Annotated in this window: 21 protein-coding genes; 5 read left to right on the top strand and 16 right to left on the bottom strand. The window is 71.0% G+C overall.

What is annotated here, in order from left to right; translation table 11 throughout:
• Positions 1 to 35: 35 nt before the first annotated feature.
• The 7 genes from H4W31_RS35155 to H4W31_RS35185 all read right to left on the bottom strand — a co-directional run bounded on the left by H4W31_RS35155 (position 36) and on the right by H4W31_RS35185 (position 10,722).
• A complete protein-coding gene (locus H4W31_RS35155; protein WP_192770542.1) occupies positions 36 to 1,094 on the bottom strand; it encodes a hydroxyacid dehydrogenase in 1,059 nt (352 codons plus the stop codon).
• A complete protein-coding gene (locus H4W31_RS35160; RefSeq protein WP_318783586.1) occupies positions 1,091 to 1,990 on the bottom strand; it encodes a carbohydrate ABC transporter permease in 900 nt (299 codons plus the stop codon). The genes H4W31_RS35155 and H4W31_RS35160 overlap by 4 nt, the downstream gene beginning before the upstream one ends.
• Positions 1,987 to 2,892, bottom strand: a complete 906-nt coding sequence (locus H4W31_RS35165) for a carbohydrate ABC transporter permease (protein ID WP_192770543.1) — start codon at positions 2,890 to 2,892, stop codon at positions 1,987 to 1,989. The genes H4W31_RS35160 and H4W31_RS35165 overlap by 4 nt, the downstream gene beginning before the upstream one ends.
• A 42-nt stretch (positions 2,893 to 2,934) precedes the next feature.
• Positions 2,935 to 4,176, bottom strand: coding sequence for an ABC transporter substrate-binding protein (locus H4W31_RS35170; protein WP_192770544.1), 1,242 nt, complete (start codon positions 4,174 to 4,176; stop codon positions 2,935 to 2,937).
• Positions 4,177 to 4,377: 201 nt separating this feature from the next.
• Entirely contained in the window at positions 4,378 to 6,669 is a 2,292-nt protein-coding gene (locus H4W31_RS35175; protein ID WP_192770545.1) for a PQQ-like beta-propeller repeat protein, read from the bottom strand.
• A gap of 322 nt (positions 6,670 to 6,991) precedes the next feature.
• The gene (locus H4W31_RS35180) at positions 6,992 to 9,025 is read right to left on the bottom strand and encodes a PQQ-binding-like beta-propeller repeat protein (protein WP_192770546.1); all 2,034 of its coding nucleotides are present in this window, start codon (positions 9,023 to 9,025) and stop codon (positions 6,992 to 6,994) included.
• 227 nt (positions 9,026 to 9,252) lie between these two features.
• Positions 9,253 to 10,722, bottom strand: coding sequence for a pyridoxal phosphate-dependent decarboxylase family protein (locus H4W31_RS35185; protein WP_192770547.1), 1,470 nt, complete (start codon positions 10,720 to 10,722; stop codon positions 9,253 to 9,255).
• A 101-nt stretch (positions 10,723 to 10,823) separates the two neighbouring features.
• Between H4W31_RS35185 and H4W31_RS35190 the strand changes: the two genes are divergently transcribed.
• The gene (locus tag H4W31_RS35190) at positions 10,824 to 11,672 is read left to right on the top strand and encodes an AraC family transcriptional regulator (protein ID WP_192770548.1); all 849 of its coding nucleotides are present in this window, start codon (positions 10,824 to 10,826) and stop codon (positions 11,670 to 11,672) included.
• A 103-nt stretch (positions 11,673 to 11,775) separates the two neighbouring features.
• On the opposite strand, the gene H4W31_RS44565 is transcribed toward H4W31_RS35190, so the two are convergent.
• Complete coding sequence (locus tag H4W31_RS44565) at positions 11,776 to 12,330, bottom strand: AAA family ATPase (RefSeq protein ID WP_192770549.1); 555 nt, start codon at positions 12,328 to 12,330, stop codon at positions 11,776 to 11,778.
• A gap of 119 nt (positions 12,331 to 12,449) precedes the next feature.
• Positions 12,450 to 12,584, bottom strand: coding sequence for a hypothetical protein (locus tag H4W31_RS44570; RefSeq protein WP_318783587.1), 135 nt, complete (start codon positions 12,582 to 12,584; stop codon positions 12,450 to 12,452).
• Positions 12,585 to 12,715: 131 nt separating this feature from the next.
• Between H4W31_RS44570 and H4W31_RS35200 the strand changes: the two genes are divergently transcribed.
• A complete protein-coding gene (locus H4W31_RS35200; RefSeq protein ID WP_192770550.1) occupies positions 12,716 to 13,096 on the top strand; it encodes a PPOX class F420-dependent oxidoreductase in 381 nt (126 codons plus the stop codon).
• An 84-nt stretch (positions 13,097 to 13,180) separates the two neighbouring features.
• The gene (locus H4W31_RS35205) at positions 13,181 to 13,678 is read left to right on the top strand and encodes a DinB family protein (protein ID WP_192770551.1); all 498 of its coding nucleotides are present in this window, start codon (positions 13,181 to 13,183) and stop codon (positions 13,676 to 13,678) included.
• Positions 13,679 to 13,731: 53 nt separating this feature from the next.
• Here the strand turns inward: H4W31_RS35205 and H4W31_RS35210 are convergent, their stop codons facing one another.
• A complete protein-coding gene (locus tag H4W31_RS35210) occupies positions 13,732 to 14,628 on the bottom strand; it encodes an NAD(P)-dependent oxidoreductase (RefSeq protein ID WP_192770552.1) in 897 nt (298 codons plus the stop codon).
• Between the two features lie 82 nt (positions 14,629 to 14,710).
• Here H4W31_RS35210 and H4W31_RS35215 point away from each other — a divergent pair, with 82 nt between their 5' ends.
• Complete coding sequence (locus H4W31_RS35215; RefSeq protein WP_192770553.1) at positions 14,711 to 15,118, top strand: MerR family transcriptional regulator; 408 nt, start codon at positions 14,711 to 14,713, stop codon at positions 15,116 to 15,118.
• Positions 15,119 to 15,155: 37 nt separating this feature from the next.
• Here H4W31_RS35215 and H4W31_RS35220 read toward each other — a convergent pair whose 3' ends face one another.
• Together H4W31_RS35220 and H4W31_RS35225 are read right to left on the bottom strand one after the other, a co-directional pair.
• Complete coding sequence (locus tag H4W31_RS35220; protein WP_192770554.1) at positions 15,156 to 15,974, bottom strand: hypothetical protein; 819 nt, start codon at positions 15,972 to 15,974, stop codon at positions 15,156 to 15,158.
• Positions 15,975 to 16,027: 53 nt separating this feature from the next.
• Complete coding sequence (locus tag H4W31_RS35225) at positions 16,028 to 18,052, bottom strand: elongation factor G (protein WP_225945846.1); 2,025 nt, start codon at positions 18,050 to 18,052, stop codon at positions 16,028 to 16,030.
• Positions 18,053 to 18,283: 231 nt separating this feature from the next.
• Here H4W31_RS35225 and H4W31_RS35230 point away from each other — a divergent pair, with 231 nt between their 5' ends.
• Positions 18,284 to 18,676: a hypothetical protein gene (locus tag H4W31_RS35230; RefSeq protein ID WP_192770555.1), complete on the top strand. Its 393-nt coding sequence runs from the start codon at positions 18,284 to 18,286 to the stop codon at positions 18,674 to 18,676.
• 59 nt (positions 18,677 to 18,735) lie between these two features.
• Here H4W31_RS35230 and H4W31_RS35235 read toward each other — a convergent pair whose 3' ends face one another.
• Genes H4W31_RS35235 through H4W31_RS35250 form a run of 4 tightly spaced genes read right to left on the bottom strand, consistent with a single transcriptional unit; the run spans position 18,736 to position 23,884 of the window.
• Complete coding sequence (locus tag H4W31_RS35235; protein ID WP_192770556.1) at positions 18,736 to 19,254, bottom strand: AAA family ATPase; 519 nt, start codon at positions 19,252 to 19,254, stop codon at positions 18,736 to 18,738.
• A 42-nt stretch (positions 19,255 to 19,296) separates the two neighbouring features.
• Positions 19,297 to 20,280, bottom strand: coding sequence for an NAD-dependent epimerase/dehydratase family protein (locus tag H4W31_RS35240; protein WP_192770557.1), 984 nt, complete (start codon positions 20,278 to 20,280; stop codon positions 19,297 to 19,299).
• A complete protein-coding gene (locus tag H4W31_RS35245; RefSeq protein WP_318783588.1) occupies positions 20,277 to 22,865 on the bottom strand; it encodes an alpha/beta fold hydrolase in 2,589 nt (862 codons plus the stop codon). The genes H4W31_RS35240 and H4W31_RS35245 overlap by 4 nt, the downstream gene beginning before the upstream one ends.
• Positions 22,862 to 23,884, bottom strand: coding sequence for a 3-oxoacyl-ACP synthase III (locus H4W31_RS35250; protein ID WP_192770558.1), 1,023 nt, complete (start codon positions 23,882 to 23,884; stop codon positions 22,862 to 22,864). Before H4W31_RS35250 ends, H4W31_RS35245 begins: the two co-directional genes overlap by 4 nt.
• Positions 23,885 to 23,958 lie beyond the last annotated feature (74 nt).

Consider the following 23,958-nt stretch of genomic DNA (forward strand, 5'->3'; position numbering starts at 1 on the left):
CCCGGCGACCCCGCCACCGCCGGGAACGCGGGCGCTCAACCCAGCCGGGCCAGATCCTGCGACAGCACCTCGTGCCGCAGCGGTTCGCCGGCCAGGAACCGCCGCAGCTCCGCGAGGACGATCTCGCCGGCCCGGCGGCGCGATCCGACCGTCCCGGCGGCCTCGTGCGGGGTCAGCAGGACGTTCGGCAACCGGCGCAGCGGATGGTCGACGGGCAGCGGCTCCTCGTCGAAGACATCCAGCGCGGCGTCGATCCGTCCCGAACGCAACGCGGCCAACAGCGCGTCGCCGGCCACCAGCGCCGACCGGGCGGTGTTGACCAGCAGACCGCCGTCGGGCATCAGCGCGAGCTCCCGGGCGCCGATCATGCCGGTGGTGCCCGGCAGCACCGGCGCGTGCAGGGACACCACGGTCGAGCCGGCGAGCAGTTCGTCGAGGCTCACCCGGCGGACACCGAGGGCGTCGGCGTCCGCGCCGGTCAGGAACGGGTCGCAGACGACCACGTGCCCGCCCAACGCCCGGACCAGTCCGACGTACGCCCGTCCGGTGCGCGACGCGCCCACCACCCCGACCACGCTGCCGCGCAACTCCCGCCGGGGCGGCGCGGCCTTCGCGGTCGCCCACTCGACGCCGGTACGCAGGGCGTGGTCGAACCGGTGCACCCGATGCAGCAGGGCCAGGGTCAGCCCGAGCGCCTGCTCCCCCACCGCGTACGCCATCGCGTCGCCGGCCTGCGTCACCCGTACCCGCCGGGCGAAGGAGGCCGGTGTGGCGTACGGCCGGACGGAGGCGCCCGTGTGGGCGAGCAGCCGGAGCCGGGGCGCGGCGGCGAGCACCGGCGCCGACAGCGGCGCGCAGCCCCACGAGGTGACCACGATCGCGGCGTCCCGGAGCAGGGTCGCCAGGACGGTCGGGTCGGCGAGATCGGCTCTGTCCGGCGGCAGGCGGAGCGGGCCGAGGGAGGTCAGCTCCTTCCAGAGGGTTCCAGGGAAGAACAGCGACCGCAGTGCCGGCGGCGCGGCCACGGCGATCGTGCGCGCCGCGCCGGCCGCTGGTCCGCCGTGATCCGACTGCCCCGCGTTGGCCTGGCTCACCCCTTGATTCCCGAGCTGGCGACCCCCTCGGTGAAGTACCGCTGGCCGACCAGGTACGCCATGAAGATCGGCACGAACGCGATGACCGAGCCGGCGAGGAGCATGTTGAGCGGCACGTTCTCCTGTTGCAGCGAGGCGATTCCGGTGGTCAGGGTACGCATGTCGGTGCTCTGCCCGACGATGAGCGGCCACAGGAAGTCGTTCCAGTGCCACAGGAACACGAAGACCCCGAGGGTGGCGAGGATCGGCTTGATCAGTGGCAGCACGATCGACACGTACACCCGCCACTCCGAGCAGCCGTCGAGCCGGGCCGCCTCGAACAGCGAGTCGGGCAGCGACGCGATGAACTGCCGCATCAGGAACACCGCCTGCGCGTTGGCCAGGGTCGGCAGGATCAGGCCCCAGTAGGTGTCGACGCCGCCCAGCTCGGAGATGATGATGAACGTCGGGATCATCGTGACGTGGTACGGCACCATCAGCATCGCGAGGAACGACCAGAACATCGTCTCCTTGCCCGGGAAGCGCTTCTTGGCGAACGCGTACCCGGCCAGCGACGACAGCAGCAGCACCCCGACCACGGAGACCACCGAGTAGACCAGGGTGTTCCACACCCAGCGCAGCACGCTCTTGGCGCCGAACACCGCGTCGTACGCCTCGGCGGAGAACGGCCACGGCAGCAGGCTGTCGGGGAAGGTGACCGGTCCGGTCGGCTTGAACGACAGCACGACCATCGCGTAGAAGGGGAAGAGCGTGATCGCCGCCCCGATCACCAGCAGCACTGCCCGGATCAGCTGCCAGGACCGGCTGGCCCGGTGGGGCCGGTAGGGCCGCCGGCGGTGTTCCGGCGGAAGCGGCGGGGTGGGCGCGGCGGCCGGCGGCACCAGGGTTTCGGTCACTTTTCCCTCCCCAGGGTCAGGCGCTGGATCAGCGCCACGACCACGGTCATCACGAACAACGCGACTCCGATCGCGCTGGCGTAGCCGAGGTCGAAGTACCGGAAGCCCTGGTCGTAGAGCATGTAGACGAGGGTGTAGCTGGCGCGTACCGGGCCGCCGCCGGTCATCACGTAGACCGTGTCGAAGACCTGGAACGAGACTGTCGTCTCGATGATGGCCACGAAGAACAGCGCGGGTCGCAACTGCGGCAGGGTCACGTACCGGAACCGCTGCCAGGCGGACGCACCGTCGGTACGCGCCGCCTCCTCCAGTTCGGCCGGGATCTCCTGGAGCCGGGCGAGCAGGATCAGCATCCCGTACCCGAACCGGGACCACACCGAGACGAACACGAGCGCCGGGATCACCAGGACGCTGTCGGCCAGCCACGACCCCGCCGGCAGACCGAGGCCGGCCATCAGGCTCGACCACGGTCCGCCCTCGGCGAACACCCAGGTGAAGACCACTCCGGCCAGGACGAGGCTGGTCACGACCGGCAGGAAGAAGATCGACCGGAAGATCTTCGCGCCGCGGAACGCGCGCCGGGTCAGCAGCGCCATGCCCAGCGAGGCGAGCATCGACAGCGGTACGGAGAGCAGGGTGAAGACCACCGTCACCCGTACCGCCGACCAGAAGGTCGGATCGTCCACGAGCCGGCGGAAGTTCTCCAGCCCGACCCAGCCGGTGTCCCCGCCGATGGTGTAGTCGGTGAAGCCGAGCACCACCCCGGCGATCGCGGGCCCGAACCGGAACACGACGAAGAGCGCCAGGCACGGCAGGATGAAGAGCAGCGCCGTTCCCGCCTCCCGCGCCGAGGGACGGCGCAGGCGACGAGCACGACGGCCGGGCAGCACGACCATCTCCATCACCTTTCCTCGCGGTTCGGGGTCGGACCGTCCTTAGGAGGACTAGCCGAGCAGCGGGTCGGCCGCCTTGGCCGCGTCGCTCAGCGCCTGGTCCACCGACTTCTTGCCGAGCAGGGCCGCCTGGATCTCCGGAGCGAGTACGCCCATCACGTCCCGGGCCTTCTCGTGCAGCGGCCCGACGGTGGTCATGCCGACGTACTTCTCCTGCTCGCCGAGGACGGGGTCCCCGGCGTACAGCGTGCCGGCGGACTTCTTCGCGGCGAAGAAGCCTGAGCTGGTGTCGTACTTCTTGGCGACGTCGGCGGCGGAGACGAACGCGATCCACTTGCCCGCGGCCTCCTTGTCCGCGGCGTTCCTCAGCATGGCGAGCGAGCCGACGGTGCCGTACCCGATCTGCCTGGCCTCGGTCATCGGCGGCAGGACCTTGATGTTCTCCTTGCCCCAGAAGCTCTCCACCTGCTGCGGCTCCATGTGCCAGACGCAGGCCACCTTGTTCTGGGCGATCCGGGTCTGCTCGACCGGCGGCACCGTGGTGAGCATGCTCTTGTCCAGGAATCCGCCGTCGACGAGTTGCTTGACGAAGGTGAGTGCCTTCCGGCCGGCGTCGCTGTCGAACGCCGCAGACTTGCCGTCCGGGCTGAACACCTCGCCGCCGGCCTGCCAGAGCAGCGGATAGAAGGTCTGGTTGAGGGTGTTCTTCACGTCCCCGGCGTAGGCGGTCATGTCGTAGCCCTTGGCCTTGAACGCCGGTGCCATCCCGAGCATGTCGTTCCAGGTCGCGGGGTACGTCGTCTGGCCGACGGCGTCGAAGACCTTCTTGTTGCAGATCGTCGTCACGGCGCTGGTCAGGACGGGTGCGCCCATCATCTTGCCGTCGATGGTGACGGAGGTGACGACGTTGTCGAGGTAGTCGCCGCGCGCGGCGTCGTCCAGGTACGCGTCGACCGGCTCGATGTTGCGGGCGTACTTGGGAAGCTGGTCGGGGATGAGGTAGACGACGTCGGGTCCCTTGTTGCCGGCGATCGCGGTGGCCAGGGCCTGGTCGCGGTTCGCCCACGGGAAGATCTCCGTCTTCACCTCGATGTCGGGGTGCTGCGCCTTGAAGGCGGCGACGGTCTCGTCCCAGAAGGCCCGGTGTTTCGCCTCGTCGGCGATGACCGGGTACATCCACATGGTGACGGTCTTCTTGTCCGAGTCCCCGGAGCCGGACCCTCCACAGGCGGTCGCCGCGAGCACGGCGGCGAGCGCCACCGCAACGGCTGACAGGCTCTTCCGAACACGCATCCCGCATCCTCCCAGGTGAGCTTGGTTCGAAGTAGGTTAACTTACGGTCCGGGCCGATACTAGATACACGAAGATCAAATATGGCGTCGTCAGGCTTTCCGCGACCGACCTCCTTATCGGACCGCGCCGTAACCGCCGTACGCCGGGTCCGGGTCGGACAGCGGCTCGTCCGTCCCGGGCCCGGCGCCCCCGTCGTGGCGGCTACCCGCCGATGCCGGACCGGGCCGCCGCCACCAGAATCGCGCCCATCTCCGCCGGGGTGAGCACCTTGGCCCCGACGAGCTGCCCGGTGACCGTGACGACGTGGACCAGGAAGGCGGCCCGACTGCCCCAGTTCGCCTCGTCCCGGATCAGGTCGTTGACCGTGCAGCCGTCGGCGCCGTACCGGTTGCGGACCCGGGAGTCGACGTCGCCGGTCAGCACCGTCGCCCGCAGGTCCGACTCGGGGCAGCCGTCCGCCTCCGGTACGTAGCGCAGCAGGTTCGAGCCGTACTGCACCGCCCCGTTGGCGGCCTTGACCCCGTTGCGGAACCACAGGTTGCCCTGCCCGTCCTGGGTGAGCCGGTACGTCTGCGCGTCGCGGACCACCGTGACCGCCTTGGAGAGCGGGTCGATCCGGAGCAGGTACCCGTCGAGCGAGGCGTAGACGTGCTCGTCGGCCGGGTTCACGAACAGTTCGTCGTGCGCCCCGGTGTAGCTCCCCGGCACGTCCCGACGATGCACGGTGGCGCCGGTCGCCGGATCGAGCACGAACAGTTCACCGTCGGCCAGGCCCCAGACCATGCCGTCCGGTCCGAGGGCGACCGAGCTGATCGCGAACGCGCCCGGCACCGGGGTGTACTCCGTGATCTTCTCGCCGGTCGCCAGGTCGGCAGTGAAGAGCTTCGCCTCGGTCGCCCTCGGCTCGGTGCCCCCGCCGGCACCGATCGTGCTGCCGGCCCAGAGCCGGTCACCGATCACCGCCAGAGCGATGACGGCCTGGTCGGGGATGATGTTCCGGTGGGTGGTCCGGATGCCGGTGGCGACGTCGTAGACGGTGAGCGCACCACCCCAGAGCCCGTAGTCCGGGGTACTGCCGACGTAGACCTTCGAGCCGGCCGAGGCGAACGCGATCGGGCGGTTCTGCCCGTCCGGCTGCATCCGGAACAGCTCACGCGGATTGGTGCTGAGCTGGTACGGCCGCGCCGGGTCGTACTCCAGCACCCCGCCGTACGGGTACACGCCCTGGTACATCAGCCCGTCGTGCCAGCCGAAGCCGTCGGTCTGGCCGACCCGCCCGACGTTGGTCGCCACTCCGGTCGCCGGATCGAGCACCGCCATGTTGCCGTTGATGTAGAGGTTCGTGTAGACCCGGCCGTCCGGGCCGGCGGTGATGTTGTTGATGTCCAGGGCCTGCGGCGGGAACGGCAACCGGTACCGCTCGTTCGCCCCGGTCGCCAGGTCGTACCAGAGCGCCTGACCCGAGTAGTTGCCGATCGTGGCGTACAGCCGGCCGGCCACGAAACCGAATCCGATCCCCGCCCCGCCGCCGGCCACCGGTGCACCGGCGCCGTCCGGGGCGGGACCGTAGGTGTCGGTCGGCAGGTCGTAGCGCCAGAGCCCGTTGCCGGAGGTGAAGTAGACCGACCGGCCGTCCGGGGCGAGCGGGGAGGTGCCGCGCGAGTTCATCGTGAACCCGTCGGCCAGGACCGCTCCGGAGTCGGGGTCGAGCACGAGGGCCTGCTGCTGGCTCCGCTTGACGAAGAGCTTGCCGCCGACCAGGTTGATGTCGTACGGATAACTGGCGTCGCCGCGCAGCGGCTCCGGCCAGATGTCCCGCTTCTCCCCCGTCGTCAGGTCGAGTCGGACGAGGTGGCCATGGCTCCCGATCGCCGCCCACAACACGTTCCGGTCGGCGTCGACGGCGGTGTCCACGACGTACTGCTCGCCGGGGTACATCGCGCCGTAGTCGCGGAACCCCTCCGTCGGGGAGTACGAGAAGACGTGCGCGTCCGGATAGGTGCCGCCGTAGATCCGGCCGTCCGTGCCGGGCCGGAGGCCGTACAGCAGGCCCTGCCCGGCGACCGGCGCGCCCAGGTCGGTGGTGACCCGGGTACGGGGGTCGTAGGAGTAGACGTGCGCGTTGGGGTAGCTGCCGGCGTACACGATCCCGTCGCTGGCCTGGGTGACGCCCCAGGCCCCCGAGGACTCGTGCAGGTACGCGGTGTCGAGCAGTTCACGGGTCACCGGATCGGTCACGCTGAGCACGCCCGGCGATCCCATCTGGACGGCGTAGGCGACCGGACGGTCGCCGGCCCCGGTGCCATAGTGGGTCTCGAAGACCGTCAGGGCGCTCTGCTGCACCCCGAAGTCGGTGACGGTGCCGGGGTCGACCCTGGTGGGCGCGACTGCGGCGGTGCCGGGACCGGCATGGACGGGACCGGCGGGCAGTACGGCGGCGGTGATCGCCAGGGCGACGGTGGCGGGCAGGACGATTCGACGCGACAACGACACGAGTTGCCTCCCTCGTTCCGGCAGGTGCCGGAGACCCTATTACGGACGCGGCCGAAACTCCATAGTCGAGGGTGAATCGCTCCGAAGTTGCCAGCGCGTCTCCGGCTCGTGGATCAACCCATGCCGCTCCGGAGGCGAATTGAGCCCGGACCGAAACCAGCTACGTCCGACGGCTCCGGCGCGGCCCCGCACCTGCGCCCGGGTGCTGGACGAGATGGCCGCCGACGGCCGCACCCGGCGCGCGACCCCACGACGCAGCAGCGACGGACCAGCGGCCCCCGGGTAGGGGCCACCGGTCCGTCGCCGGTGATCCGTGCCGTGCTCAGCCCGAGACGGTCACCCGGTACAACTGCGGCCCGTCGCCGAGCACCAGCCGCCCGTCCGGGTGCACCGCGAGGAACTCGGCCGGCTGGTCCAGCAACTGGGTCGGGGCGCCGGTCGCGACGTCCACCCGGAACAGCAGGCGGTTGCCGACCAGCGCGTACAGCACGTTGGCGGTGGCGTCGTAGCCGAGCCGGCCCCGGCTGTCCGACACGCCCGGGGCGAGCTGGATGCGCTGGACCACCGACCGGGACGCCACGTCGACGGCGAAGAGCTGCCCGCCGGCCAGCCCCCACAGCAGCCCCGACCGGTCCAGGGTGAGCGCCGGAACGGCCTTCGCACCGGGCACCGGAACGAACTCGAACGCCTTGCCGTCGGTGGCGGTGTCCCAGCCGAACAACCGGGCCTCGGTCTGGGTCGGCGCCGGCACGCTGTACCCACCGTCAATCGAGGTACCGCCCACGATCAGGCCGCCGGCGTACGCCAGGCTCACGATCGACGAGTCGGTGACCACCGGCCGGTGCACGGTCGACGCCCCGGTCGCCTTGTCGACGATGGCGAGCGCGCCGCCGAGCGTCGTGTTCGGCATCGTGCCGTAGGCGACCTTGTCCCCGGCATCGGTCAACGCCCGCGCCCGCACCTGGTCGGCGGACTTCAGGTCGAGCAGCTTCACCGGGTTCTCCGGGGTGCCGGGCAGCTGGGGCGAGTACTCCGAGCTGTTCCACGGCTGGCCCGGGTCGTACCGGTACAGCCGCGAGTCGGGGTACGCACCCAGGTAGACCTGACCCTCGGTCTCCAGCACGCTCTCCACCTGGGCGAAACGCTGGAAGTCCGACGCGCCGGTGTCGATGTCGACCCGGGCGAGGCCGCCGTTGAGGTAGCCACCGGCGTACACCGTGCCGGACGCGCCGATGTGCAGCGCCGCGAGCGGGATCGGCTCGCCGGGCACGTCCGTACGCAACACCTCCGACCGGCCGGTCTGCGGGTTGTACCGGAACATGTCGCCGCGCCAGAGCAGCCCGACCAGGGTGCGCCCCGGCCACTTCCGGTCGCCGAGCTTGACCCAGCCGATGCCCCGGTTGTTGACCACCCGGCCGGGGAAGGCCAGCCCGGTATCGGTGAATTTTCGGGTCCTGGGGTGGTATCCGACGAGCTTTCCGGCCCGGGTGAAGTAGACCAGTCCACCCGGTCCGGGCTCGGCGACGTCCAGTCCGGCCACGTCGGGGATCAGGTCGGTCCACCTGCGACGCTTGACGTCGTACACCCCGAGGTCGCCGTTGATGGCCGAGCCGAACCGGGCGTACAGCCGGCCGTCGTGGACGTTGAGGTCGTACACCGTGACGCCGACGCCGTCGCCGAGTTCGGCGGGTAGTGGCAGCTCCCGGCGCTTGCCGGTGGCCTTGTCGATCTCGATGAGGTGGCCGTCGGGCTGGGTGCCGGCGTAGATCTTGCCACCACCGACCGCGAGGCTGCGGACGTACTGCACCCCGGGCAGCACCTGCCCGTAGTTCCGGGTGGTGCCGGTCGCGGGATCGAAGGAGAAGACCATCGCGCCGGGGAACGTGCCACCGTAGACGACGCCGCGCTCGTCGACGGCGAGCCGCCAGATGTACGTTTCGGTCGGCAGCGGCCGGCCGAGGTTCTCGATCGGACTGTTCGGCCCCGGCTTGCGCCGGTACAGGTCCCCGGTGTTGTACGCGCCGACGTACACGGTGCCGTCCGGGGCGGCGGCGACCGCGTAGGAGCCGGGGGCACCGGTGAGGTCCTGGGTGGACACCGTTCGACCGGTCGCCGGATCGATCGCCACCAGCCGGGCCGGCTCGCCGGACACCGCCGACCAGAGCACCGGCCGGCCGGCCGGGCCCGGCGCGACGGTCCCGCCGATCAGCAGGACGTCGCGCAGCGGAATGCCGAGGGGGTCGACGGTGACGGCCGGGGCCTGCGACGTCGCCGCCCCAGCGGCCGGTACGCCGGAGATGGTCAGCGCCACCGCGAGCACGGTGAGCAGGCCGATGACTCTACGAGTGCTGCGCATGGGCGCCTACTTTCCTGGCATGGGCCGTCGGTCGAGTAACGGGGGGAACCGTAATTGGCCGGTACCAAAAGAGAACTGCCACATCTGGTCGTCGCCGAGCCGCGCCCGGGTTGGTTTGGCCCGTCAACAGCCCCGGGCCAGCACCACCAACCAGCACCACGATCCCAATTACGGCCACGGCCGTAACCAGACTAGGTGGACGCCCTACCGACGTCAACGGCCCGCCGTCAGGTAAGGAAGGGCCCCTTCCTATCGTTTTCTGTAGAAGAAGGGCCCCTTCCTAACAACTCGGCCGCGGCGGTGCGGAACGCGTCGAGAGCGCGGGTGATGTCGCTGTCGCTCGTCTGCCAGTTGGTCACCGACAGGCGGATGGCCCGTCGACCGTCGAGCGTCGTCCCGCTCAGCCACGCCTCGCCGCTGTCGATCACCCGACGCAGGACCGCGTCGGTCGACCGGTCGTCGTCGAACCGGAAGAGCACCTGGTTGATCACGACCTCGTTCAGCACCTCGCAACCGGGCACGGTGGCCAGGCCGGCGGCGAACCTTCGGGCATGGGCGCAGCTCCGCTCCAGCAGTTCCGCCACGCCCTCCCGGCCCAGGGACCGTAGCGCCGCGTAGACGGCGAACCCCCGGGCCCGTCGGGAGAAGGCCGGCGTCCAGTCCATGGCGTCCCGTGGTTGCCCCGGGCCGCCCTGCACCAGGTATTCGGCGGTGGCGGTCATCGCGGCCCGATGCGAGTCCGGGTGGGCGCAGAAGGCCAGGCCCGAGTCGTACGGGACGTTCAGCCACTTGTGCGCGTCGAAGGCCCACGAGTCGGCCCGCTCGACACCCCGGACCAGGTGGCGCAACGCCGGACTGGCGGCGGTCCACAGGCCGTACGCCCCGTCGACGTGCAGCCACGCGCCGGTGCCGGCCACGGCGTCGGCGATGTCGTCGAGGTCGTCGAAGGCGCCGGTGTTGACCTCGCCGGCCTGGGCACAGACGATCGTCGGCGGGCCGGCGGTGGCGAGTTCGTCCCGGAGTCGGGACACCTCCATCCGGCCGGAACCGTCGACCGGCAGGACCCGCAGGGACACCCTTCCGATGCCGAGGAACCGCAGGGCACGGTCGACGCTCACGTGCCGCCGCGCCCCGACGACGACCCGGATGGACGGCGCTCCGCTCAGGCCCAGTTCCTCGACGTTCCAGTCGACCGCGCGCAGGACGTGGTGCCGGGCCGTGGCCAGGCAGGTGAGGTGGGCCGTCTGGCAACCGGTGACGAAGGCGAACGACGCGTCCACCGGCAGCCCGAGCAGCGCGGCGAGCCAGCCGCCGGTCACCTCTTCGACGACGGAGGCGGCCGGACCGCACGCGTAGAAGCCGGGACACTGGTCCCAGACGGAGGTGAGCCAGTCGGCCGCGACGGCGGCCGGAAGACCTCCGCCGATCACGAAGCCGAAATAGCGGCCGGAGGGTATCGCGACCAGCCCCGGTTCGGCCGCCCGCGCCAGATCCTCCACCACCATCAGCGGATCGGCGGGACCGACCGGGAGCGGGCCACCGAGCCGGTACCGCAGTTCGTCGAGGTCCGCCGAGGCGGCCACCGGCCGCCGGTCGAGCGACCGGAGCCACTGCGCCGCGAGCTCCGCCGTACGGGCGAAAAGATCGGCGGGTACGTCGGTCGCCGAACGGGATGTGCCACGGAGATTCCTTTGCACGGGTGCCCCCTCCACACTGGCTGGTGGTTTCCGACGGGGACCCTAGAACGGGCCCGGAGCGCCAGTCTTGGACGGGATTGCGCCGGCCTAGGCTTGATCCCGTGGCGAGCGCCTCCGAGAACCGACCGGACGCCGACCGTGCCCGGATGTGGTGGGCGGCAGACCTGGGTGGCCTGGAGCTTCTCCGGGCCACCCTCAGCGAGTTCACCTTCCGCCCGCACGCGCACGAGGAGTTCTTCATCGCCCTCACCGAGGAAGGGATCGCCACGCCCACCTACCGGGGGGACACGCACGTCATCGGCCCCGGCGACCTGATCGCGCTCAATCCGGAGGAGGCGCACGCCGGCGGCTCCCCCACGGAGAGTTCCTGGACGTACCGGGCCCTGTATCCCGGCCCGGACCTCATGCGCAGGATCGCGGCGGAGTTCCCCGGATACCGGCGCCGTGGGCCGGAGTTCGGCGGCGACGTCGTACGGGACCCGAAGGTTGCCGCCCGGCTTCGCCGGTTCCACCAGCTCTCGGAGCCGCCCGACTCGAGCGTGCTGGAACGGGAGACACAGCTCGTCGAAGCCCTCGTGCTACTGGTTGCCCGCCACGCGGTACCCCCGCAGACGCCCAGGCCACCCGGCCAGGAACGCCGGGCGGTCCGGCTGAGCAAGGAATACCTGCGGGAGCACCTCGACGAGAACGTGACGCTGGAGGCGCTGGCCAGGAACGCCGGCCTCAGTGCCTTCCACCTGTGCCGCGTGTTCCGGGCGGCGGTGGGGATGACGCCGCACGCGTACCAGACGCAGTCCCGGGTACGGCACGCCAAGTCCCTGCTCAGGGCGGGGCTGCCGATCACCGAGGTCGCCGCCCAGGCGGGGTTCTACGACCAGGCGCACCTGAACCGGCACTTCAAGCGGGTGGTCGGCCTTCCGCCCGGCCGGTACGTCAGGGACGCCACCTGACGACGCCCGGCACCACCTGACGCTCAGGGGCGGCGCGGCCTGACGCTCAGGGCGGCGCAGCCTGACGCTCAGGGCGGCGCGGCCGTGTTCCCGGCTGACGCGCTCAGGGCGGCACTGCCGCGCTTCCGGCCTGAGCCGGCGGTGGCGTGGTCGCGTCGATCCGGCGGACGAGATCGAGGACGTCCACCGGCCGGTCCGTCCGCACTCTCAGCGTGTGGCCGAGGCCGAGCGGCTCGGCTCTCCGGCTCCATTCGGGCCACGACTCCGCGAGACGTCGCTCGTCCTCGTGGATCGCGTGTCGACGGCGCAGCGCGCAGCGGTGCCGAGCCAGTTCGGCTGGCACATCGCACCAGATCTCGACAACCGTGCGAGCGCCGCAGCGACGCAGGCCGGCTTCGGCGAAGGAGAGATCCCGTGGCGTGAACCACCACGACTCGAGCAACACCCTGCCGGGTACCCCCTCGGCGAGAGTCCACATCATCTCCGACGTCGCACGGCCGATGACGGTCGAGGAGACTCCGGACACCGCCGCCGCTATGGCCTCCTTGATGGCGTCCTTGGCGACGAGTGGTACCGAGAGCGCCGGCGCCAACTCCGCGGCAAGGGTGGTCTTGCCCGAGCCGGGAAGACCGTTCACCAGGATGACGTGGTCGGCCACCTGACGATGATGCACAGGCGGTCGGGCCGTCCCGACGGCGCCCCCGGATACAAGACCCGCACCGGTACGCCGTGCGCGGCGGATCCGCGCACGGCGTGCCGGGCCCCGGCCCGTGGGAATCAGGGGTTGGAGGTCGCGGTGAGCGCGTATCCGCCGTACTGCGGGCAGGTGCCCCGCGCGGTGATCCCACCCACCGGAAGGTTGCGGATCTCGACGAAGCCACCCGAGCAGGCGACCCCGAACCCACTGGACACCGACTGGACCGCCGCTGAACGCCCACGGCGGCCGGTCGTCGTCGAATGCGCCGAAGTTCTCCGGCGCGCGGACCACGACCGAACCACCATCGTCGGGGCGGCATCGCATGCCGCGTCGATAGGCTCGGCCAATGACCGTTGTAGAAGAGATTGGCCGCAGCAAGTACGTCAGCCTCACCACCTACCGCAGAAACGGCACCGGGGTCGCCACGCCGGTCTGGCACGTACTGAACGGCGACGAACTGTTCGTCGTGACCGATGCCGGTGCGTGGAAGGTCAAGCGGATCCGCAACAACCGCCAGGTCGTGGTTACGGTCTGCGATTTCCGTGGCAAGATCGCCCCGGGTGCTCCGAGCGCGCAGGGCACCGCCCGACTCCTTGACGAGACGGAAACGGAATTCGGACGACGGCTCCTGGCTCGGAAGTACGTCCTGTCCCGGATAGGAAACTGGCTCACCCGCACCCTGCGCATGCGGCGTTCTCCGTTGATCGGAATCGCCGTACGATTCTGAGCCGCGCGGCCACGCCCGGTTGCTGGCGAAACCTGCCCTTGTATCCTGGTTGCTCCCGAGCGATCACCTTGAAATGCTTCGCGGATGTCCTCATTTCCGGCGACGTTCGCCGAAGACGTCATCGGCCAGCCGGCCCAGCCCCAGTTCGAGGCGTTCCTCGACGAGCACCGCCGCGCGCTCGACGACTGCCTGGACGGGCTGACCGAGGAGCAGGCACGCCGCTCGCTGGTACCCTCCCGGACCACGCTGCTGGGCCTGGTGAAGCACGCGACCTTCGTGGAGAAGGTCTGGTTCGACGAAGCCGTCACCCGCCGCCCACGCGCCGAGATCGGCATCCCCGCGACGCCGGACGAGTCGTTCGTCCTCGACGACGAGGACACGATCGCCACCATCCAACGCGCACACCGTGAGGCGTGTGAGGCGGCGCGCCGCGCGACGTCGTCGCTGGGGCTGGACGACCTGCTCCTCGGTAACCGGCGCGGTCCGCTCCCACTGCGTTGGGTGTACCTCCACGTGCTGCGCGAGCTGGCCCAGCACTGCGGGCACGCGGACATCCTGCGCGAACAACTGCTGAGCGAATAGCGGGGCATCCCGACTTCCCACGAGCGACGCCCGTGGGTCGAACGGCGTGATGGTCATCCGCGTGCTTCCGAGGGCCTACGGAACTGCTCGATCATCGCCGCGTAGCCGCTGCCGCCATGCCCGTCGGTGACGGCCTGGTCGGTCAGGGCCTTGATGTGCCTCGGCAGGTCGGCGTTCACGCCCAGGAACTCGCTCTCGTGGACGAGGTGCGCCATCGCGCCCAGGTGCGTGTCGATGGTGGAATCGTCGGCCGGGTAGGCGCCCTCGTCGATCTGCCGCGCGTAGCCGGGGACCCAGTCGGTCACGGTTCTGATCACCGTGTTCGCGATCGGGGCGAATGTCGTGGCGTCCACACCGGCCGTGCCGGCCAGGGCGGCGCCCTGGAGGAAGCCGTTCAGCACGCTCCACATCACGCCCAGCAGCGCCACGTCGTACAGCGACGACAGGCCGTGGTCGGCACCGAGGTACGTGCCCGCGCCGAGGCTGCGCAGGGTCGACTCGTACGAGTCGAAGGCCGCCTGCGGGCCGCTGTAGAGGATGACGGCGTCCGCCGTGCCGATGGCCTGCGGAATGGCCATGATCGCGCCGTCGAGATAGGTGCCGCCCAGCGGCGCCGCCCGCTGCGCGGTCTCGCGGGCCACCCGCGACGTGCCCGAGGTCAGGTTCACCAGGACCCGACCGTCGAGGACTCCGCCCAGCGGATCGAGGAGTTCGTGCATCGCTTCGTAGTTCGAGACGCAGACGACCACGAGCGGACTGGCCGCCACGGCATCTCCCACCGAGCCGGCGAGCGTCGCCCCCTGCGCGACGAGATCTTCGGCCTTCGCCGCCGTACGGTTCCACACCGTCGTGGGGTGCCCGGCGCGCAGGAACGCCCCGGCCAGCGCCTGACCCATCAGGCCCAGGCCGATAACCGTCACCGGGGTGTGGCCAGCATCGTGATTCCGCATCGTGTGCTCCATGGAGTCGGGTTGAGGGTGCTGGCAGAATCATCAACGTTCACACCGGTATGAAGGTCAAGGAGGAAACGGCGTGCTGATCGGGGAGTTGAGCCGGCGGTCCGGCGTCCACGCGCACCAGTTGCGGTACTACGAGGCACAGGGCCTGCTCGAGCCCGACCGGGGCACCAGCGGCTACCGCCAGTACGCCGCCGACGCCATCCTGACCGTGACCCAGATCAGAAAGCTGCTCGAAGCCGGGCTGTCGACCCAGGAGATCGGGTTCCTGCTGCCCTGCGCGAACGGCGCGGTCCCCGAGTTCGAGCCCTGCCCCGAACTCCTGGACGCCCTCCGGGCCCGCCTGCACGGGCTGGACGAACGCATCGACACCCTCACCCGCTCCCGGCGGGCCCTGCACGACTACATCGACGCCACCGAGCGGCGCGAGTCCGTGCACTATCCGAGATGCGACTCCACCGCCCCGGGCCCGACACCGCAGTGATTGCCCACGGCGGGCGGTGCGGCCCGTACGCCCGCCGTCACCAGGCTGACCAGCGCCATCGGTCGACGTCGGCCCATCCCACCTCCAGGGCGGCGGCGAGGTGACCGCCGAACGCGACGGTTCCCTCGTGGGAGGCGTACGCGATCCAGCTGAGCGTGTCGTCGCTCCACACACCCTCGGCGCCGGCGTAGCGGGGCGCGAACGTCTCCACGTCGACGAGAACGTCGGCGCCGTCCTCGGACAGCTCGGTGACCCGGCCTCCGCCCAGCCGCCGTAGCGCGGCGCGGGCCTCGGCGAGTCCCCGCTCATCCCACATCGACGCGTCGGCCAGCACGAGCACGTCCGGCGGGGTCGGATCGGCGAGCATCGGATGCCACGACCGGTCCACCAGGCCCCACCGACGCCGCAGCCGTTCCTGCCGTTCGGTCGACTCCGCCGGAGTCAACCGGCGCCGGTACGGCAACGGTTCCACCCGAAGATCGCCGGCGGTCACCCAACCCTGCAACGCCGACCGGAACAGCCGACGCTCCTCGGCCACCACCTCGACTTCCGCCGCGACTTCCGCCGCCTCGGACGCGCTCCGGGTGGACGGTGACCCCGCCGTGTCGCCCGCCTCGGCCAGCACGTCCACCAGGTCGGACGGCTCGGGCAGGCAATCCGGATCAAGTCGCTCCACCTGCGCCAGGATCGCCGCGACGACGTGGTACCGGGGAACGATCCGCCCGGCCTCGGAGCGGTACCGGTACCCGTCCTCGGCCGGCCCCTGAACCGGCGTCGCCGCGTAACGACGGGTCAACTCGTCGTAGCGCTCCATCAGGTAGCGACGTGCCGCCACCTGCAGGGTCGTCGAGTCCACGCCACAGACTCCCATGATCTTGTCAACCCTGTCCCCGCCGGCCGGTCGGCGGCTCAACCCCGGGCCCCCTGCCGGGTCAGGGACAACAGGTACCGCTCACGGTTCCGCGGGTCCACCGTCGTCCTCGGCCGGCCGGTGAACTCGCCCCGGACCGGTCGGTAGCCGTCGAGGGTGGACTCGACAACCCCCTCGCCCGCGGTCAACCCGGGAAGTCGGCGTTGCAGGTCCGGTACCCGCGCCGCCGGTGCGACGGCCTCGATGGTGGTCAGATCGCCCCGGAGCGACTGATGCTTGACCGCCGCGCCGATCCGACCCAGGGCCGTCAGGACGGCGCTGATCGACCAGACCGGGATTTCGAGACTCATCCGGAGCATCGGCTCGCAGACCACGGTTCCGGCCTCCTCGACTGCCCGCATCAGCACGAGCGGCGTGAGATTGCGGAAGTCGGCCGGCGTACTGAGCGGGCCACGCGTGGACGGCGGACCGTCGGCCAGGCTGTAGCTACAGTCGATCATCGTGATGACGCAGTCGGTGACCTGCCAACCGAACCGGCCCTCGCACAGGGTTCGGCGCACGTACCGGGCCATGTGCTCGGTGAAGGTGTCGGCGTTCCTGTAGACGTACATCGGCATCGCCTGCGGCTCGACCCGCATCCGGAACTCGATCCCCGAGTCCGGCGGCCCCGGCTCGACCCGCAGGCCGATGGTGGCCTGGAACGGGTTGGACTCGGTGTTGAGGATCTCAACCGCCTCGCCGCGACCGACCGGGCGCTCGACACAGATGATCGTCGTCTCGCGGAACGTGACGTCGATGCCGAAGTCCGTCGCCAACGTCGCCCCGATGACCTCCTTCTGGACCTCGCCGTAGAGCGAGACGGAGATCTCCCGGCCGGTGTCGTCCGACCGGACGTTGATCAGCGGATCCTGCTCGGCCAGCCGGGCCAGTGCACCGCGCAACGCGCCGCCATCACCCGGCCGTACGGGCACGACCACGGTCTCCATCGTCGGCGGCGCGAAGTGCTGCAGGTCCCCGCTCGGGGGTGGCTGGCCGATGGTGTCACCGATCCGCACCCCGTTCAGGCCCCAGAGCCGGCCGATCTCGCCCGCGACGAGGTGCGGGCGCCGGACCCAGCCGCCGTGCTCCGGAACACTGATGCCGGTGGCCTTCGCCTCGGCATCGCCGCTGGTGGCGGTCCCGAGCCGCAGCCGTTGCCGGATCTGCACCGTGCCGCCGAACATCCGGACGTAGGCGACCTTCTCGCCGGCCGATCCACGATCGATCTTGAAGACCCGACCCGACATCTCGGCCTCCGGGTCGCCGGCCTCGGCGGGCAGCAGTTCGGCCAGGCCGGTCATCAGCGCGGGTACGCCCTCTCCGGTGGTCGCCGCTCCGAAGAAGACCGGATGCAGCAACGACCGCCGGCTCTGGGCGGCAAGTTCCCCGCGTAGCCGTCCGTCCGTGACCGCCGACTCGTCCTCGACGTACGCGGCCAGCAGCGAGTCGTCCCGCTCGGCGAGTACCTCGGTCAGTGCCGCCCGGAAGGTCGGGTCGTCGAATCCGTACGGCCGGAACCGCGCGGCGCGGGTGCCGGGGCCGTCGACCGTACCCATCGGGATGATCGCGCCCGGAAGGCGTCGCCTGATTGCCTCTATCACCCGTCCGACGTCGGCGCCGCCACGGTCGATCTTGTTGACGAACAGCAGCGTCGGTATCCGCAACCGCCGTAGCGCGCGCATCAGGACGCGGGTCTGCGGCTGGACGCCCTCGACGGCCGAGATCACCAGAACGGCGCCGTCGAGCAGGCTCAACACCCGCTCCACCTCGGCGATGAAGTCCGGATGCCCCGGTGTGTCGATCAGGTTGACCGTCGCGCCGGCGATCTCGAACGACACGACGGCAGACTTGATGGTGATCCCACGCTGACGCTCCAGCGCCAGCGTGTCGGTCCGGGTCGTGCCGGCATCGACCGTGCCGACGGTGTCGATGACCCCGGCCGCGTACAGCAGCCGTTCGGTCAGTGTCGTCTTACCGGCGTCGACATGCGCCAGGATCCCTAGGTTCAGCGTTTTCCGCGGCAACCGCCACACTCCTCGAAGAAATCGACAATTCCTGTTCGATGGAGGTGCTTGCCGCTCGCATGTCGTCTCCCTGCTCGATCCGTGGCTGAACGTTCGGCCCGAGTCAACCACGACCTGGATACCCGGACGACCGAGTTAACCCAGACGACCGGGGTCAACTTCCGCTGCCCGGCTGACGGGCCGGCGGATACCCTGGGCCGGTCGGGTGGACGGACCTCGGGACGGTGAGCGATGGCGCGAAGGAGCCCGCAGGCGAAGAAGGCGCTGAGCTACGCCAGGGACCGGCGCAACGACTACGGCGAGAACGCCAAGAGTTCCCGCAGGAACATCCGGCGGAACAAGCGCGTGCCGCACCGCGCCGACCGGCACCGCGAGCAGCAGCTGCTCGCCGCCGCGACCGGCCCCGTCGCCGGAACCGAGGCGGCCGAGCAGGTCGAGATGAGGCTGCTGGCCAAGAAGTCCATGTGGATGATTAAGCGGTGGCGGAAGTGGCGGGACACCCCGTTGGCAGAGATCGTCGCGAAGAGGCTACGGCGACGTGCCCGGCTCGGCATGGACGAACCGGCTTCGGGGCAGGCCCGGCTCGAACGCATCCGTCGCCGCACCCGAAAGCCCGCCGCCTGACGGCGCGACGTCCACGTCAATGCTGCCACCCGTGGCGGTTTCCGCAGGGTGGGCAGATCTCAACTCTTGACGGCCTCTGCGATCTCCAGGGCCGCCTGGACGGGCGTGAGGTGCGTGGTGTCGACGACCTCGGCCTCACCGTGCAGCCACAGGCGGGCCGCTTCGGCGTAAGCCTCAAGGTATTTGAGCCGGAACGGGGAGGGAACGGGAGAGGCACCCGCGATGCGCCTGCGGAGGGTGTCCTGGTCCGCATGAAGGACGAAGTGCCGCACCGGGATGGCGTGCTGGGCGAGGCCCCCGCTGATCTCGCGCCAGTACTGCTCGACCAGGACAGTCATAGGCATCACCAGAGTGCCGCCGGTGTAGTCGAGTACACGGCGCGCGGTCTCGACTACGAGCGGCCGCCACGGCGGCCAGTGTTGGAAGTTGTCCGTCCCGGGCAGCCCGGGCGTGATGTCCATGAGTGTCTCGCCGACCTTCTCGGCGTCGAACACCCGTGAATTCGGGATCAGTTGTTGCACGTGCGCACTGGTCGTTGTCTTGCCTGCGCCGTGGGTGCCATTGAGCCATACGATCACGGGCTCCGATGCTACGACCCCACCGAGGGCAGGCCTGCCTCATCACCCATCCGACCCGTACGCGGTGGCCAGCCGGGCGAAGCCCTCGTCCAGGGTCACCGCCGGTGACCAGCGCAGTGCCTCCCGGGTCCGGCGCTGATCGAACCAGTGCGCGGTGGACAACTGCTCGGCCAGGAACCGGGTCATCGGCGGCTCTTCCGTCCGTCCCAGCGCCGACCAGACCCGCTCCACGGCGGCGCCTCCGGTCTTCGCCACCGCCACCGGCACCCGGAGCCTCGGCGGCGGCGGCGCCCCGGCGGCGCCGCAGATCCGCTCGACCAGCTCGGCCACCATTCGCGGCTCGCCGTTGCTGACCACAAAGGCCCGCCCGTGTACGTCGACCTCGGCCGCCCGGTCGAGCGCGGCGACGATGGCATCCGCGGCGTTGCTGACGTACGTCGTGTCGATCAGGGCGGTACCCCGGCCGACGAGTGCGAGCCGGCCGGACCGCGCCCGCTCGACGATCCGGGCCACCAACTGGGTGTCGCCCGGTCCCCAGACCAGATGGGGGCGGATCGCGACGACGGCGAAGTCGGACGAGTCGGCGGCCAACGCGAGCAGTTCGGCCGAGGCCTTGCTGCGGGCGTAGTTGCCCCGGGCGTGGTCCGGATCGGCCTGGTCGGCACCGACGCCGACCAGGCCGGCGCCGTGGTGGGCGACCGACGGCGAGGAGACCTGGACGAAGCGCGTGACGCCGGCAGCTCGGGCGGCGTCGAGGAGGATGGCCGTGCCGTCGATGTTGGTCCGCTGGAACTGTGGCCACGGACCGGTCATCGACACCTTCGCGGCCAGGTGGACCACCGCGTCGACTCCGTCGACCGCCACCGAAACGGCCGCCGGATCGGTGATGTCGCCACGCCGCTCGTCGACCCCGGCCAGGTCGGCGGGCCGGCGCTGCAGCACGCGGACCTGGTCGCCCCGCAGCGTCAACACGCTCGCGACGGCACCGCCGAGCATGCCACTGGCGCCGGTGACGAGAACCTTCACAGTTTCCCGAGCCCTCCGCCCGCGAGGACCCGTTCCGCCCACCGACCCAGCCGGGTACGGTCGATCTTCGAGTTGTGCCGGATGTCGGTGGGTAGGTCCGGTACGACCAGTACGGCCGCGACCGGTAACCCGGTCACCTCGCGTACGTCGTCGGCCAGTTTCCGGTCCGCTGGCCCAGCGCGGCGTACCGGGGGTCGGGTCTCGGCGACGACCACGAGCTGCGTCACGCCGCGCGGGCCCACCCCGACCGCGGCGGCCCGGGCGACCTGCGGCAACGACTCCACCCGCTGCTCGATCCCGACCGGGGTGAGTACGCCGTCCGAGGTGCTCAGTACGTGGGCCAGTCGACCCTGCACCCACAGCCGGCCGTCCGGATCCAGGTAGCCGACATCGCCGGTACGGTGCCAGCCCGGGTTGCGGGAGCTGACGCGTTCGGTGAGCCAGAGGGCGTCGTACCGATCCTTGACGTGCCCGGCCCGGACCATGATCTCCCCGGTCACCCCGGCGGCGGCACCGGGCTGCTCGGCGGGCGTACCCGTCGGGTCCAGCGCGGCGATCGCCACCTTCACCCCGGGGATCGGCCGACCGACACACACGCCGTCCCCCGACCCGGCGTCGACGATCTCGTCGAGGGTGACGTCGGTGACCGGCAGAACCTCGGTCATCCCGTACGGGGTGTGTGGCTGCGCCTTGGGCATCAGCGCCCGCGCCTGCGCCAGCAGTACGGCGGGAACCGGTGCACCGGCACTGAGCAGCAGCTCGACCCCCTCCAGAGCGGCACGCTGCCGGTCGTCCAGCGCGTCACCGGTCTCCACCACGTTGCGCAACGCCGCCGGTGCGGCGAACACCGCCGACGCGTCGATCGCGGCCGTCGCCTCGGCGAGGGCGGCGGCGGTCAACGTGCGTGGCGCGGTCACCTTCATGTCCGGGATCACCGACGTGGCGCCGAGCGCCGGCCCGAACAACGCGAACGGTGCGAACGCCGCCACGATCCCGGTGTCGGAGTCGAGGCCGAAACTGGAGAGTGCGTCCCGCATCGCGGCGAGCTGCCGGTGGGTGTAGACGGCGCCCTTCGCCGGGCCGGTGGAGCCGGAGGTGAAGAGCACGGCCGCGTCGTCGTCCGGGCCGGGAGCGGACGGCAGCTCCGGGTGGCCCGCGCCGATCCGGGCGAGCCGACCCAGGGTCGACGCGCCGAGTACGGCCGCGCCCGGTCCGGCGCCGAATCGTCGCCCGGGCCAGCGCAGCGCCCGGGCGACGGCGAGTCCCCGGCCGACTGCGATGAGGTGGGCGGGGTCGGCGGCGCGCAGCGCCCGGTTCATGCCGGCCAGTCCCAGCCCCGGATCCGCCACGACGATGACCGCGCCGATGCGCAGGCAGGCGTAGACGGCGGCGGTCAGGTCGGCGCCGGGCGGCACCAGCAGCGCCACCCGGTCGCCACGGCGTACCCCGGAGGCGGCCAGTCCCGCGGCGATCTCCCGGATCCGCCGCCACAGCAGCGCCCAGCTGACCTGCCGGCCCCCGTGGGCCAGCTCGACCAGCGCGACCGACCGGTCGTCGGAGCGGTCCGCCAGTGCCGCCCAGAGTGGACGCCACGGCTCGGTGGGTTCCGGCGACGGCGACGGCGACGGCGTCAGCTTCGGGGCCGGCCGATCCAGGTCGGCCAGCCATCGTACGACCGCGCCGGGCACGTCGGCGTCCTCGGCGAGCAGGTGCCCCGCCCCCTCGAACCGGTGCAGCTTCGCGTGCGGCAACCGGGTTCGCAGGTCCCGCAGGTGTACGGCGCCGAAGACCGGATCACGCGGCCCCCACAGCAGAAGTGTCGGCACCTCCGCCAGCCTGCTCAGTCCCTGGGCGACCTCGGTCAGCGCCGGCCAGCTCGGGTGCTCCGGGGTGAGCGGGATGTCCGCCACGAACCCGCCGATCGCCGCCCGGCGGTCCGGAGTCCGGTACGGGGCGAGATAGCCGGCCCGGACCTGCTCCGGCAGCGGCGGATTCGCCAGCGCGAGGGTGGCTCGCAGGAAGGTCGGGCTCGACACGGTCACCGCCGGCAGGATGCCGGGCAGCCGGGCCAGCCTGATCAGCGTGGGCGCCGACGATCCGGGCGGCTGGTGTACCGCTGTGTTGGTCAGTACCACGCCGCGGAGCTGGTCGGGATGCCGCAGGGCCCAGCCCAGCGAGATGACACCGCCCCAGTCGTGTCCGACCGTGATCACCGGTCCGGTCAGGCCCAGCGCGTCGGTCACCGTGCCGAGGTCGTCGATCCGCTGCGCCAGCGGGCGTACTGTGCCGGTCCGCTCCGAGAACCCCATGTCCAGGTGGTCGACGGCGACCACCCGCCACGGCGGCGCGTCGGGCCGGCTGAATCGGGCCAGCAGGTGCCGCCACAGGTACGACCAGGTGGGGTTGCCGTGCACGCACAGCAGCGTGCCGACGTACCCGCTCGGGCGTTCGGGGTCCGTGACAGCCGTGTCCAGGACGTGCCAGGTGCGCTCCACGCCCTGGCTGTCCACTGCGGTGACCCGGCGGGACCAGGCGGGATCCAGACCGGGCAGCTCGGCCGGAAGCAGGCTCTCGTCGCCGCTCACCACACGATCTCCAGGGCGCAGGTGTTCAGGCCGGAGCCGACTCCCATGCAGAGCACCCGGTCGCCGGAGCTGAGTGAGCCGGCGCTGTGTGCCAGGGTCAGCGGCAACGAGGCCGGTCCGACGTTGCCCAGCATCGGGAACGTCGCCGGAACGCGGCGCGGGTCGAGGCCGAGCCGGTCGACGACGCCCCGGGTGTGCGCGACGGAGACCTGGTGCATCACGTACAGGTCCATGTCCTGCCAGTCCCAGGGGCCGACGTGTGCCCAGGTCGCCTCGGCCAACTCCAGGCCCGCGTCGAGAAGGCCCTTGGCATCGGTACGCATCCTCGTGCTGTCCCCCACGCAGAGCTCGTGGTGCTGGGTCGCGGCCCGGCTCACCCCACCGACCAGTCGGTGGCCCTCGGTGTGGGTGTCCGCGGCGGCCAGCACCATCGCGGCCGCGCCGGAGCCGAGGGTCAGCGTGGCGAACTGGTCCCGGACGTCCCTGCGGGTGGCGTCCGGACGACGCAGCCGGTCGATCGTCGCCTGCTGGGCCTCCCGGGAACACTCGCCCGCCACCACCAGCGCATAGCGGATCTGTCCGGCATCGATCATGTTCGCGGCGACCTGGATCCCGTTGACGAATCCGAGGCAGGCGTTGGCGATGTCGAAGTTCAACGCCGACTGCGGCAGCTCCAGCGAGTGGTGGATGGCGACCGCCGTCGACGGCTCCAGGTGCGCCCGGGACACCGACGTGTTGATCAGCAGCCCCACCTCGCGCGCGTCGACACCGGCCTCGGACAACGCCTTCGCCCCGGCCACCGCCGCCGCGTCGGCGAAGCCGAAGCCCTCCGGCCACCAACGTCGCTCCTGGACACCGGCGATCCGCTGGAGCATCCCCCGGCGCAACCGCAGCCGATCGAGCGTGTCGCTCAGCTCCTCGTCGATCTGTTCAGAGGTCACGACGACCGGCGCCTCCAGAGCCGCCACCGACAGCACCACCGTGTTGGTGTAGCGATAGGCAGCATTGCCGTCCGTCATCCAGCCTCCGTCCGTCGCTTCGTGTCCCGGGGCTCGAAGTTATCCACTCAAGCCCCTCATCCACCAATGATCGA

Origin of the sequence: Plantactinospora soyae (genome assembly GCF_014874095.1) — a bacterium.
GTDB classification, from domain to species: domain Bacteria; phylum Actinomycetota; class Actinomycetes; order Mycobacteriales; family Micromonosporaceae; genus Plantactinospora; species Plantactinospora soyae.